10 protein-coding genes and 1 pseudogene are annotated in these 13,146 nt (G+C 70.3%); 1 reads left to right on the plus strand and 10 read right to left on the minus strand.

Going from position 1 to position 13,146, the window contains the following annotated elements; genetic code table 11:
- Positions 1 to 108 precede the first annotated feature (108 nt).
- Together orn and ACIQPT_RS25235 are read right to left on the minus strand one after the other, a co-directional pair.
- Positions 109 to 714, minus strand: coding sequence for an oligoribonuclease (orn, locus tag ACIQPT_RS25230; protein ID WP_401158718.1), 606 nt, complete (start codon positions 712 to 714; stop codon positions 109 to 111).
- A 10-nt stretch (positions 715 to 724) separates the two neighbouring features.
- Positions 725 to 1,942, minus strand: a complete 1,218-nt coding sequence (locus ACIQPT_RS25235; RefSeq protein WP_401158720.1) for a helix-turn-helix domain-containing protein — start codon at positions 1,940 to 1,942, stop codon at positions 725 to 727.
- Between the two features lie 1,037 nt (positions 1,943 to 2,979).
- Here ACIQPT_RS25235 and ACIQPT_RS25240 point away from each other — a divergent pair.
- Positions 2,980 to 3,501 carry a universal stress protein gene (locus tag ACIQPT_RS25240; protein ID WP_359764919.1) on the plus strand — a complete coding sequence of 174 codons (522 nt, stop codon included), beginning with the start codon at positions 2,980 to 2,982 and terminating at the stop codon, positions 3,499 to 3,501.
- Between the two features lie 163 nt (positions 3,502 to 3,664).
- Here ACIQPT_RS25240 and glmS read toward each other — a convergent pair whose 3' ends face one another.
- The 8 genes and pseudogenes from glmS to ACIQPT_RS25280 form a co-directional block, all read right to left on the minus strand.
- On the minus strand, positions 3,665 to 5,494 hold the full coding sequence (glmS, locus tag ACIQPT_RS25245; protein WP_401158722.1) for a glutamine--fructose-6-phosphate transaminase (isomerizing): 1,830 nt from the start codon (positions 5,492 to 5,494) through the stop codon (positions 3,665 to 3,667).
- Positions 5,495 to 5,566: 72 nt separating this feature from the next.
- The gene (locus ACIQPT_RS25250) at positions 5,567 to 5,842 is read right to left on the minus strand and encodes a hypothetical protein (RefSeq protein WP_003968990.1); all 276 of its coding nucleotides are present in this window, start codon (positions 5,840 to 5,842) and stop codon (positions 5,567 to 5,569) included.
- 86 nt (positions 5,843 to 5,928) lie between these two features.
- On the minus strand, positions 5,929 to 6,810 hold the full coding sequence (locus tag ACIQPT_RS25255) for a DUF4429 domain-containing protein (RefSeq protein WP_401158725.1): 882 nt from the start codon (positions 6,808 to 6,810) through the stop codon (positions 5,929 to 5,931).
- 118 nt (positions 6,811 to 6,928) lie between these two features.
- On the minus strand, positions 6,929 to 8,707 hold the full coding sequence (locus ACIQPT_RS25260) for an IucA/IucC family protein (RefSeq protein ID WP_401158727.1): 1,779 nt from the start codon (positions 8,705 to 8,707) through the stop codon (positions 6,929 to 6,931).
- Positions 8,704 to 9,273, minus strand: a complete 570-nt coding sequence (locus tag ACIQPT_RS25265; RefSeq protein WP_401158729.1) for a GNAT family N-acetyltransferase — start codon at positions 9,271 to 9,273, stop codon at positions 8,704 to 8,706. The genes ACIQPT_RS25260 and ACIQPT_RS25265 overlap by 4 nt, the downstream gene beginning before the upstream one ends.
- Positions 9,270 to 10,547, minus strand: a complete 1,278-nt coding sequence (locus ACIQPT_RS25270) for a lysine N(6)-hydroxylase/L-ornithine N(5)-oxygenase family protein (protein ID WP_401158731.1) — start codon at positions 10,545 to 10,547, stop codon at positions 9,270 to 9,272. The genes ACIQPT_RS25265 and ACIQPT_RS25270 overlap by 4 nt, the downstream gene beginning before the upstream one ends.
- The gene (locus ACIQPT_RS25275; protein ID WP_401158733.1) at positions 10,531 to 11,979 is read right to left on the minus strand and encodes a pyridoxal phosphate-dependent decarboxylase family protein; all 1,449 of its coding nucleotides are present in this window, start codon (positions 11,977 to 11,979) and stop codon (positions 10,531 to 10,533) included. The genes ACIQPT_RS25270 and ACIQPT_RS25275 overlap by 17 nt, the downstream gene beginning before the upstream one ends.
- Before the next feature lie 237 nt (positions 11,980 to 12,216).
- Positions 12,217 to 13,071 (minus strand): annotated as a pseudogene (locus ACIQPT_RS25280) (siderophore-interacting protein); the annotation flags it as partial.
- Positions 13,072 to 13,146: the final 75 nt, after the last annotated feature.

The raw sequence follows: 13,146 nt of genomic DNA on the forward strand, positions 1-13,146 counted from the left end.
TCGTTTCCGACCGGCCGAGAAAAAGTGTACAGGGTCCGGGAGGGTGCTCGCGCCCCCGTTTCCCGGGGCCGGTCCACGGGCGCTTTCGCGCCCGTGACCAGCGGGTTCCTACGGTGCTGCCGGGGCCGCCAGACGCGCCGCGATCTCCTTGGCGCGCTCCGAGTCCGGGCCGGGCTGCGGTACGAAGACCGCTTCCCGGTAATAGCGGAGCTCCGTGATGGAGTCACGGATGTCCGCCAGCGCCCGGTGGTTGCCGTTCTTGGCCGGGCTGTTGAAATACGCCCGGGGATACCAGCGCCGGGCCAGCTCCTTGACCGAGGACACGTCCACGATCCGGTAGTGGAGGTAGCTCTCGAGATCCCGCATGTCCCGCGCCAGGAACCCGCGGTCGGTTCCGACCGAGTTTCCGCAGAGCGGGGCCTTGCCGGGCTCCTTCACATGCTCACGGACGTAGGCCAGGACCCGCTCCTCGGCGTCCGCCAGGGTGGTCCCCCCGGCCAGCTCGTCGAGGAGGCCCGAGGCGGTGTGCATCTGCCGCACCACCTCGGGCATGGTCTCCAGGGCCGCGTCCGGCGGGCGGATCACGATGTCCACCCCTTCGCCGAGCACGTTCAGCTCCGAGTCGGTGACCAGGGCGGCCACCTCGATGAGTGCGTCGTCCGTCAACGAGAGCCCGGTCATCTCGCAGTCGATCCACACCATGCGGTCGTTCATGAGCCCCACCCTACGGGGCACTCCGCTGTCCCGGCAGGGCCGGGCGTCCGGGAACGTACGCGTCAGGACCCGGCAGGGAGTGCTCCCCGGGCCCCACCGACGCCGCCACGGCGACGGGTGCGGAGGACACGGGCGAGCCCCGGCGTCCGGACGGTGGCCCCTGGCTGGGCACCATCGTCTCGACCACCGTCGCGGCACTCTCCGCCACCCCCTGCGGACGACGGGCCCGATAGGCGGCCCGGTACGCGGCGGGGGAGGAGCCGAGCTGGCGGCGGAAGTGCCCGCGCAGCGCGACCGGGGAGCGGAAGCCGCACCTGCCGGCGACCTCGTCGACCGAGTAGTCGGAGGTCTCCAGCAGCCTCTGTGCCTGCAGCACCCGTTGGGTGATCAGCCACTGGAGCGGTGCGCTGCCGGTGAGCGAACGGAACCTGCGGTCGAAGGTCCGCCTGCTCATATAGGCGCGCGCCGCGAGCGTCTCCACGTCGAACTGCTCGTGCAGATGCTCCAGGGCCCAGGCCACGACCTCGGCGAGCGGGTCGGACCCGATCTCCTCCGGTAAAGACCTGTCCAGGTAGCGCTCCTGCCCGCCACTGCGCCGCGGCGGCACGACGAGCCGGCGGGCGAGTGCCCCGGCGGCTTCCGTGCCGTGGTCGGTGCGGACTATGTGGAGGCAGAGATCGATACCGGCGGCCGTGCCGGCGGAGGTGAGCACATCACCGTCGTCCACGAACAGCTCGCGCGGATCGACGTGCACCGACGGATAGCGCTTGGCCAGCGTCGGTGCGTACATCCAGTGTGTGGTGGCCGGCCGGCCGTCCAGCAGGCCGGCGGCCGCGAGCACGAAGGCTCCCGTGCACAGACCGACGATGCGGGCGCCCTCCTCGTGGGCGCGCCGGAGCGCGTCCAGTGCCTCGGCGGGCGGCGGCGAGGTGATCGACCGCCAGGCGGGCACCACCACGGTGCCGGCTCTGCTGATCGCCTCCAAGCCGTACGGCGCGGTGAGTTCGAGCCCACCGGTGGTGCGCAACGGTCCTTCCTCGCCGCCGCAGACCAGCAGGCGGTAGCGGGGAACTCCCGCGTCCTGCCGGTCGATTCCGAAAACGGAGAGCGGGATGGAGCTCTCGAAGATAGGGCCGCCGCTGAACAGCAGCACGGCAACGACTTCCCGGCGTCGCCGCCCGGTCAGCTTGCGTGCGGCCTCGGTCGCGGCGGCGGAGTCCTGGCTCATGACGCTAAGCCCCCCTCGGTGTTCGCGTCTCCCTGGTCCTTACGGGCCTGTCGCTCCTGCACGTTTCCCCTCGGTGTCGCACGTGTCCCCAGTCTCCGATTTCCAAGATCGAATCTACTGCGTCGCGTGGTCCCGCCGTGACACCTTCCCCCACCAGCTCAATGTCGATAAGGAAACGTGGCGTGAAGCGTTCGATCACGAAGCGTTTCACTCGCGAAGCGCACAGGGAAGTGCTCCTCGACAACGTGGCCCGTCCGCGTCGGGTGAAAGCGTACCGCGCGGTCCGTTCCTGCCTGGTGGGCGGTGGGGTGTCCGGCCATCCGGCGAAGGGTCGGGCACCCGAGCGAAGTTGGCTGAAAACCATCGGTTGTGTGTGCTGTATCCGGTCACGCCGGGCGCACAACCGCCCTGGGAAAGCCGCGCCGGTGCGCTCCCTCGCTCCCGTGAACCATGGCGCGTTCGGGCAGCCGCGGGAGGGGGTGGCGGGCCGTCGCGGCGAGGGCGGGGCCGCGGTCCCACAGGGCCGCATTACCGACCGATGTGCCGTGAAACATAAGGACCGGGGGTTTCCGGCGGGCGGCCGGGCGGCGGCGGCCGGACCGTGGCGGCCGCCGGCCCGGACGCTGTCGCCGGGCTCGTCCCGGACGGGGTCGCGTCGCGGGCGGAGCGGAGTCGCTTCCCGGGGTGCGGGCCCGGTGGCGGTGTGGCCAACGGAGACCGGGTGCGGGCGTCATCAGCGGGTGCGCCGAGCGTCCGTCGGCCGTCGCGGGCGGTCGTTAAAAACAGGACGACCGACGGTGTTCGGCCCCTCCGAGGCCCGTGTACGACACAACCGGCATTGCCATACCGGACCGGCTCGGGCATGCTCCCTCCAGCGTCGCGCACGCTTTTGCGGGGGTCTGGGCGGTGGAGGAGTGACGCCGTACCCTTGGGGGTATGGGGTTGGGAAGATGATTCCCGGACAGAGCTTCACCACCAGCTGATGCACCTCTCGAAACCGTTCCCTCCTCACGAGGATTCTCTTCGCCGAGACACCGATGGCCGGTCACGAAATCCCTGAACCCAAAGACCGCAAGCCGGTAGCCGACCCCGCGTCGGAGCCGCGGACGGTCGAAGAAGCACGCCATGCGTGCGATCCCGCCTTCCGGCACGGAGTCGTGGTCGGTTTCGACGGCTCCACGTCCAGTGAGCGGGCTCTCGCCTACGCCATCGGCATGGCCGGACGCTCGGGCTCCGGCCTGATCATCGTCCATGTCGCCAACCGGCTGCCGACCACGGTCTGGGCGGGCTGCGAGCCCCCCGTCTTCGTCGACGTCCCCGATCACCGCACCGAGGTCCTCGGCCTGGAACTGGCCTGCGCGGACTACCTCTCCGAGGTGCCCTGGGTGCTCGTCGAGCGCGGCGGCGACATCTGCCACGAACTGGAGGAGGTCGGCCGGGAGTACGCCGCCGACGCCATCGTCGTGGGCTCCACGCACGGCATCGTCGGCCGGATCTTCGGATCCGTGGCCGGCCGCCTCGCCCGCCGCGCGCAACGCCCCGTCATCGTCATTCCCTGAGCGACCCGAGCGACCCGAGCGACCTGATCGACCTGAGCGGGCCGAGCGACCCGAGTGGGCCGGGAAATGCCTGAGGGGCCGCCAGGAAGCCCTGTAGCGGCACGCGTTGGGCCCCGCACCGTCTTCGCGACGGTGCGGGGCCCAACGGTTCGCGCTCCGCCGTCTACTCGACCGTCACGGACTTCGCCAGGTTGCGCGGCTTGTCGATGTCGCGGCCCATCGCGAGGGCCGTGTGGTACGCGAAGAGCTGGAGCGGGATGCCCATGAGGATCGGGTCCAGCTCGTTCTCGTTCTTCGGCACGACGATGGTGTGGTCGGCCTTCTCCTGCACCTGGTGGGCGACGGCGAGGATGCGGCCGCTGCGGGCCTTGATCTCCTCCATCGCGGCGCGGTTCTTCTCCAGCAGGTCGTCGTCCGGCACGATCGCCACGGTCGGCATCGCGGGCTCGATCAGCGCGAGCGGGCCGTGCTTCAGCTCGGAGGCCGGGTAGGCCTCGGCGTGGATGTACGAGACCTCCTTCAGCTTCAGCGAGGCCTCGCGGGCCACCGGGTAGCCGCGCACCCGGCCGATGAACATCATCGACTTGGCGTCCGCGTACTCCGCCGCGAGTCGCTTGATCTCGTCCTCGTTCGCCAGGATCTCGCTGATCTGCTCCGGCAGCCGGCGCAGCCCGTCGATGATCCGCTTGCCGTCCGCGACCGACAGGTCACGGATCCGGCCCAGGTGCAGTGCGAGCAGCGCGAAGGCGACCACCGTGTTGGTGAAGCACTTGGTGGAGACCACACAGACCTCCGGGCCCGCGTGGACGTACGTACCGCCGTCGGCCTCCCGGGCGATCGCGGAGCCGACCACGTTGACCACGCCGAGGACGCGGGCGCCCTTGCGCTTCAGCTCCTGGACGGCGGCCAGCACGTCGTACGTCTCGCCCGACTGGGAGACCGCGACGTACAGGGTGTCGGGGTCCACGACCGGGTTGCGGTAGCGGAACTCGGAGGCCGGCTCGGCGTCGGCCGGGATCCGGGCGAGCTCCTCGATGAGCTGCGCGCCGATCTGGCCCGCGTGGTACGAGGTGCCGCAGCCGAGGATCTTGATCCGGCGCACCCCGCGCGCCTCGCGGGCGTCCAGGTTGAGGCCGCCCAGGTGCACGGTGGAGAACCGGTCGTCGATCCGGCCGCGCAGCACGCGGTCCACGGCGTCGGCCTGCTCGGAGATCTCCTTGTGCATGTACGTGTCGTGGCCGCCCATGTCGTACGACTCGGCCTCCCACTCCACGGTGGTCGGCGTGGCCGTCGTGGTCGAGCCCTCCGTGGTGTACGTACGGAAGTCGTCGGCCTTCAGGGTGGCCATCTCGCCGTCGTCGAGCGTGACGACCTGGCGGGTGTGGGTGACCAGGGCGGCGACGTCGGAGGCGACGAACATCTCCTTCTCGCCGATGCCGAGGACGACCGGGGAACCGTTGCGGGCGACCACGATGCGGTCGTTGAAGTCGGCGTGCAGCACGGCGATGCCGTAGGTGCCCTCGACGTGGCGCAGCGCCTCGCGGACCTTCTCCTCCAGGGTGTCGGCCTGGGCGCGGGCGATCAGGTGGGTGAGCACCTCGGTGTCGGTCTCGGAGAGGAAGACGAACCCGTCGGCGGTGAGCTTGGCGCGCAGCTCGGAGGCGTTGTCGATGATCCCGTTGTGGACGACGGCGACCTTGTTCTCCGCGTCCATGTGCGGGTGGGCGTTCTCGTCGCTGGGCGCGCCGTGGGTGGCCCAGCGGGTGTGCGCGATGCCGGTGGTGCCGGCGAACCGTTTGGGGACCTTGGCCTCCAGCTCGCGGACCCGGCCCTTGGCCTTGACCATCTTCAGCGTGCCCGGCCTGCCCGCGGCGGCCTTGCCGGTGACGACGATGCCCGCGGAGTCGTAGCCCCGGTACTCCAGCCGCTGAAGACCCTCCAGCAGCAGCGGTGCCACATCACGCTTTCCGATATATCCGACGATCCCGCACATGAGTTCTCTGCCCCTCCATCGACGTACACGTACACGCATGCGTTCGGCGCCCCGCACGGGCGCCCGGCCCGCTCAGCCGTAGACGATGCGGCGCAGCTGGCGGAGCGAGAGCTCCGGCGGCGCCACGGCGCGGTGCGGCAGCTCGGCCGCGATCCGCTCGAAGATCTCCGTGTTGACCAGGCCGCCGGACTGCAGTTCGCGGTGGCGGCGCCGGACGAAGTCGTCGGTGCTCTCGTCGAAGTACGCCAGCACGTCGAGGATCACCCGGGCCGCCTCGCCGCGCTGCAGCGCGGTGGAGCGTACGAGGTGATCGATGAGGTCGTCGTGCGACGAGCGGCGTTCAAGCACGCGTCGATATTGCTTGCCGGGGCGCGCTTATGCAAGAAATCTGCCCGAAATCGGGCAGGAGTGCCCGGAAAGGCCGCTCGTTCGCGTTACATGCTGCGCAGAACGGCCTGCTTCGCGGTGCTGAACTCCTCGTCGGTGAGCACCCCGGCCCGGTGCAGCTCGCCCAGCTCCCGCAGCCGCCGCAGCAGTGCGTCGTGGTCGCCCGCGGGCGGGGCGACGGGCTCGGCCGCCTTCACCAGGGCCGGGGCCGCCTCCGGTGCGTCCAGGGCCGCACGCGCCCCGGGCAGCCGCATCAGCACCGCCGCCGCGACCAGGACCGCGATGTACTCCTTCTTCGACAACCCCCACAGTTCCAGGGAGTACGGGTCGAACTTCGGAGGCGCGGAGGAGGGGCCGTCCACCGGCTCGAAGCGCAGATAGCCGTTCTCCAGCCCGATCGAGGGCAGCCACCGCACCCCCGCGATCCGCGACAGCGGGAAGGACGAGGGCCCGGCCGAGGTCTTGGACTCCTCGGTCTTCCAGTTCCAGGTCAGCCGGACGGTCTCGCCGTCGAAGGACGCCGTGCCGTCGCCACCCCCGCCGGAGACCGGCAGGGCGGGGCCGGGCAGCAGGAAGCGGTCCACGGGCCCGTCCGGCACCTGCTCGATCAGCAGCGCGTTGCGGACCTCGTCGACGAAGTACTCCGCGACCCCCGTGCGGTCCTTCTCCACGGTCAGCGCATACGGGTCGGCGCCGTCCTTCAGCCGGCCGTCGGCGGCCCGCAGCACCGGGCAGGCGCCGCCGCGCAGCCGCAGCCGAAGCCGCCCGCCCCTGCGCTCGGGTTCGAAGGAGATGCCCGCCACCGCCTGCACCGGCACGGCTATCTCACCCAGCTCCTGCCGGACCGGGTGCGCCTTGCCCCCCGGCACGATGCGCACGGTGTCCCCGTCGAACGTCCACGTTCCGTCCCGCTGGATGATTTCTGCCATGACCCCGATTCTGCCAGCCCGCCGTCCTCCCGCCCCGGGGACGGAGAGGTGAGCGCCCGAGGGACCGTCCTCGGGCGCTCACCGGTCGAGGGGGCCGCCGGGATCCGGCGGCCGGATCTCAGAACCCCGCGATCGGATTCTTCAGGCGCCCCACCAACTGAAGTGCTCCGGCAGGATCGTTGAGGTCGACCATCTGCTGGTTGTCGCGCAGCTGGAGGCGGTTGAGGCAGGAGAGTGCGAACTCCGCCCCGAACAGGTCGTACTGCTGGAATTTCTCCGCGAGATACGGCACCGACTCCTGGTAGTCGCGCACGCACGCGGCGACCGTCCGCCAGAAGGTGTCCTCGTCCAGGACGCCCTCGCTGGCCAGGCCCGCGCCCAGGAAGCGGAAGAAGCAGTCGAAGACGTCGGTGAAGACCGACAGCAGCTTCATGTCCTCGGGGACCTCGGCCCGGATCCGCTCGACCTGCGGCGGCAGCACCGCGTCCGGGTCCATCACCGCGATCTCCTCGGCGATGTCCTTGAAGATCGTGCGGGTGACGACGCCGTCCTCCACGACCATGATCACGTTCTCGCCGTGCGGCATGAAGACCAGGTCGTAGGCGTAGAAGCTGTGCAGCACCGGCACCAGATAGGCGTCCAGGTAGTGCCGCAGCCACGCCTGCGGGTCCAGGCCCGATTCGGCGATCAGCGCCCCGGCCACCGAGCCGCCCTCGTGGTCGGTGTGCAGCAGCGAGGCCATCGTCGCGACCCGCTCGCCCGGCTGGAGACCCGGCACGGGGCTCTCGCGCCACAGCGCGGCGAGCATCTTCCGGTACGGGGAGCCCTTGGCGGTGGCCGCCTCGTAGGACCGGTGGTGGTAGCCGATCGCGGCCCGCTCGCGGATGATCGAGAACCGGGCCCCGCGCAGCAGGTCGTCGCGCTCGATCAGACCGGCCAGCCAGTCGTTGATCGCGGGCGTGGCCTCCATGTACGCGGCCGAGAGCCCGCGCATGAAGCCCATGTTGAGGACGGACAGCGCCGTTTTGACGTAGTGCTTCTCGGGGTGGTCCGTGTTGAAGAACGTACGGATCGACTGCTGGGCGAGATAGCCGTCCTCGCCCTCGCCGAGCACCACCAGATGCCGCTCGGCCAGCTCTCCGGCGAAGGTGACCGCGAGCTTGTTCCACCACTGCCAGGGGTGGACCGGCAGCAGGAAGTAGTCGTCCGGGGCGAGGCCGAGCCCGCGCAGCGCGCCGTCGAACCGCTCCCGGGTCGCCTCGCTCAGCTCGCCCTTCACCAGCGCCTCGTAGTCGAGACCGGCGCCCGCGGTGAAGGTGGCCCGTTCCCGGTGGGCGGCCAGCCAGACCAGCCGGATCTCCGAGGCCGTCTCGGGGGCGTACGCGCGGTACTCGTCCACGCCGAAGCCGAGCCGCCCGTTGTTGGCGACGAAGCACGGGTGGCCCTCGGTCATCCCGGTCTCGATGGCCTGGAAGCCGGCGGCGACGAGCTGGCCGGAGGTGGCCGGTTCCTTGGTGAGTTTGTAGGCGGTTCCGGCCAGGGTGGAGGAGACCTCCTCCAGATAGACCGGCAGGACCTCATCGGAGATCCCGAGGGTGTGCCGCAGCTCGATGAAGAACTCCACTGCGTCCAGCGGGAGTTCGGAGCCGTGCCGGTGCCGGGTGATGGTCTCGGCCGCGACCTGCCAGTGGTCCAGGGCGAAGAGATGTGCGGTGAAACGGTACTCGGTGGACGCGTCGTCGCTACGGACGGTGTAACGGTCGTCGCCGAGCGGCGCGGGGGCCAGGAGCCGCTCGTGGCTGAATTCCGCCAGTGCTTTCCGCACCAGCAGTCGGTTTGCGGTGGCCCAGCGGTCCGGGGAGAGGTGGGCGACGCTGTCGGTGAGGGCGGTCGTCATCGGTCGTTTCCTCCGGTTGCTGCTTCGAACTGCTCACGGGTGCAGGCGCTGAGCAGGGCGTACTTCTCCGGCTTGGCGATCTCCCGGAGCACCTCGAAGCCGACGGCCTTGTTGAGGGCCTGTACGGCGCTGTTGGTCACATCGGGCTCGACGACGACCCGGCGCACCGACGGGTCGGCGAACAGGAAATCCATCACGGCGGTGATCACGGCCCGGGTGAAGCCGTGCACCGGGGTGTCGGTGGGAGCGACGAGGAAGTGCATCCCGACGTCGCCGGGCTCCGCCTCGTACAGCCCCTTCAGCTCGACCTCGGTGGGGTCGTAGCGCTCGATCAGGAAGGCGGGCTCGCCGTCGTGGAGCCCGATGAACGCGTCGTGGTGCGGGTGGGCGGCGATGTCCGCGTACTCCCGCTCCACGTCGGCGAGTTCGGCTCCGCCCATCAGCCAGAACGCGGCCTTGGGGTGGGTCACCCAGCCGTGCACCAGAGCGGCGTCGGCGGCGGGGTCCAGCGGCCGGACGGTGAACGTGCCGATGGTGCGGGGCTGCTGTTTGTCGGGGCGGCTCATACGGCGAACTCCTGGAAGGCGATGGACTTCTCGACCGGGTAGTACGCACGGCCGAGAAGTTCGCCGATGATGTACGCGTTGCGGTAGGCACCCATACCGAGGTCGGGCGAAGTGATCGAGTGGGTGTGCACCGCGGCGTTCTGGAGGAAGACCCCGCGCCCGGTGGTGTCGATGCTGTAGTTGCGGGCCACGTCGAAGCGGCCCCGGCTGTCGTGGCGCAGCCGCCCGGTGACCGGCGCGAGGAAGGCGGGCGCCTCGTACCGGTAGCCGGTGGCGAGGATGAGGCCCTCGGTGGTGAGCTCGTACTCCTTGCCCTGCTCCTCCTGGCGCAGCCCCAGGCTGTACGCGCCGCCGTCTTCGTCGTAACGAGCACTGACGAGCGCGGAGTTGGTGAGCAGCCTGGTCGGCGCGGGGCCGGCCAGGTTCTTCTGATAGAGCAGGTCGAAGATCGCGTCGATCAGCTCCCCGTCGATGCCCTTGAACAGCCCCTTCTGCCCGGTCTCCAGCCGGTAGCGGGTCTCCTCGGGCAGCGCGTGGAAGTAGTCGATGTACTCCGGGGAGGTCATCTCCAGCGTCAGCTTGGTGTACTCCAGCGGGAAGAACCGCGGGGAGCGGGTGACCCAGTTGAGCCGGTAGCCGTAGGTGTCGATCTCGGAGAGCAGGTCGTAGTAGATCTCCGCCGCGCTCTGCCCGCTGCCGATCAGCGTGATGGACTTCTTCTTCTGGAGCTCGGCCTTCCCCTCCAGATAACGGGAGTTGTGCAGGAAGTCCCCGCCGAGCCCCTGGCAGGCGTCCGGGATGTGCGGCGGCGTACCGGTGCCGAGGACCAGATGCCGGGACCGGAACCGCTCACCGGAGACGGTGGCCACGGTGTAGAGCCCGGAGCCCTCGTCGTACGTCACCGACTCCACGGTCTCGCCGAACCGGATACTGCTCAGTTTCGCGGCGGCCCACCGGCAGTAGTCGTTGTACTCGGTCCGCAGCGGGTAGAAGTTCTCCCGGATGTAGAAGGAGTAGAGCCGGCCGCGCTCCTTCAGATAGTTGAGGAACGAGTACGGCGAGGTCGGGTCGGCCATGGTGACCAGGTCCGACATGAACGGCGTCTGGAGATGGGCCCCTTCGAGGAACATTCCGGCGTGCCACTCGAAGTCCGGCTTGGACTCCAGGAAGACGCCGTTCAGCTCGTCGATCGGCTCGGTCAGGCAGGCGAGACCGAGGTTGAACGGGCCGAGCCCGATCCCGATGAAGTCGTGGGGGTCAGGAAGCGCGGACAAGGGAGTCTCCCAGGTACTTCTCGGCGTGGCCGGAGATCAGGTCGAGGACCGCGGCGATGTCGTGCACGGTCGTTTCGGGGTTGAGCAGGGTGAACTTCAGGTACTGGCGCTCACCCACCTTGGTGCCCGCGACGATCGCCTCGCCGGAGGCGAACAGCGCCTTGCGGGCGTGGAGGTTGGCGCGGTCGATCTCGTCGGGGGAGGTGACACCGGACGGGATGTAGCGGAAGACGAGCGTGGAGAGCTGCGGCTCGACGACCACGTCGAAGCGCGGATCGGCGGCGAGCAGCCGCCAGCCCTCGGCGGCCAGGTCGCAGACCTCGTCGAACAGCTCGCCGATCCCGTCCGCGCCCATGACGCGCAGCGTCATCCACAGCTTGAGCGCGTCGAACCGGCGGGTCGTCTGGAGGGACTTGTCGACCTGGTTGGGTATCCGTTCCTCGGCCATCCGGCGCGGGTTCAGATACTCCGCGTGGTACGTGGCATGGCGCAGGGTCGCCCGGTCGCGGACCAGAACGGCGGATGAACTCACCGGCTGGAAGAAGGACTTGTGGTAGTCCACGGTGACCGAGTCGGCGTGCGCGATGCCTTCGAGCAGCCCGCCGCGCGCACGGGAGGCGAGCAGCCCACAGCCGTACGCGGCGTCCACATGCATCCAGACGGCGTACTGCTCGCACAGGGCGGCGATCTCGGGCAGCGGGTCGATGGAGCCGAAGTCCGTGGTGCCGGCGGTGGCGACGACGGCCATCGGCACGGATCCTTCGGCGACGCAGCTCTCCAGCGCGCGGGCGAGGGCCACGGTCCGCATGCGCTTGTCGCGGTCCACGGGCACGGAGACGACCGCGTCCGGTCCGAGTCCGAGCAGTTTGGCGGACTTCTGCACGCTGAAGTGGCTGCACTCGGAGGTGAAGATCCGCAGCCGGGTGAGGTGCTCCGGCCGGATCTTCGCCTCCTCCCGCGCCAGCAGCAGCGCCTGGAGGTTGGACTGCGTACCGCCGCTGGTGAAGATCCCGTCGGCGGCCGGGCCGAGCCCGATCCGCTCGGTGGTCCAGTCGATCAGCCGGCGCTCGATGAGGGTGCCGCCCGCGCTCTGGTCCCAGGTGTCCAGGGAGGAGTTGATCGCGGAGAGCACGGCCTCGCCGAGCACGGCGGGTATGACGACCGGGCAGTTGAGGTGCCCCAGATAGCGGGGGTGGTGGAAGTAGACGGCGTCGCGGAGGTAGACCTCGCCGAGCTCGTCGAGGGCCGCGGCGGCGTCGCCCAGCGGCCGGTCGAGGTCGATCGCGTCGACGACGGGGGAGAGCGCGTCGACACCGACCCCGCTGAAGGGGCGCTCGGTGGCGGCGAGGGTGGCCGCGACCCGTTCCACTCCTGCGGAGACGGTGCTCCGATAGTGCTCCGCAGTCGTGTTGTTGAGCAGGTGCGAACGCATGAAGGGGTCCTCCCGGGTGAGGGGAACTTCATCGCGGCCCTCCGGGCAGGAAGGGGGGGACGAGAGCCGCGATGTCGAAGTAAGGCAAGCCTAACCTAACTAAAAACTGCTCCTGTCCCTCCCCCTGGGGGTGCGCAGGTTGTCCCCGTTCCCTTCGCTATCCGTTCGCTTGCCTGCCCTGTCCCCCTCCGGCCGGTCCACGCCGTTGCCCCCGGGGGCCATCACCGCCTGCACGTCCGCCGCTGCTTCCGCTTCCGCTTCCCGTGCCTGCTCCGCGCTGAGTCCGCGCCGCCAGTACGCGGCGGATGTCACGCGTGCGGGATCGAAGCCCCGCTCCCGGACCAGGTGGTGGCGCAACGCCCGCACCCTGGACGCCTCGCCCGCGATCCAGGCGTACGGTGTGCCCCCGGGCAGCTCGGCGGCGCGTACGGCCTCCACGCCGCACGCGGCCCCCTCGTTGCGGACGAGCCAGCTGATCCGGGCCTTCGCCGCGGTGTTCAGCGCCTGCCGGTCCTCGGTGCACGGGACCTCCAGCCAGACCCGGGCCGGCAGCCCCGCGGGCAGCTACTCCAGGGCCCCGGCCGCGGCGGACAGGGCGGTCTCGTCGGCCCGGATCAGCACCCAGTCGGTGTCGGCCGGCGGCCGGAAGCGTACGGCGGCGTTGTCCGCCACGGCGGGGCCCAGCACCTTCAGCCGGTCGCCGGGCGCGGCCGCGAGTGCCCAGCGGGAGGCGGGGCCGTCGGCGCCGTGCAGCACGAAGTCGAGGTCGACCTCGGTGAGGCCGTCGGCCCGCAGCCGCTGCGCCCGTACGGAGTAGGAACGCGGCACCGCCCGTACGTCCTCGGGCAGCGCCCGCCATTTCTCGTGCCAGGTCCCGCTCCCGCCCGCCGGGACCACGGCTTCGCTCTGGCCCGGGCGGGGCAGGAGGACCGACAGGCTCTGATCACGGCCCCCGCCGCTGAAGCCGTCGGCTCCCGGTCCGCCGAGGGTGATCCGCAGGATGGACGGGCCCAGCCGCCTGGTCCGCAGAACGGCCAGGTCGAAGAGCCGGAACGGGGCGACTTCGGGGGCGGTGGCGGTCGTCGGCGTCAACGGGAGCTCCTCCGGGACGGCCGGAGCGGCGGGCGGACGGGCCCGGCTTCCGGCTGGGGCGGTCCGAAGTGAGGT

This window comes from Streptomyces sp. NPDC091289, from assembly GCF_044757365.1.
Lineage (GTDB): Bacteria > Actinomycetota > Actinomycetes > Streptomycetales > Streptomycetaceae > Streptomyces.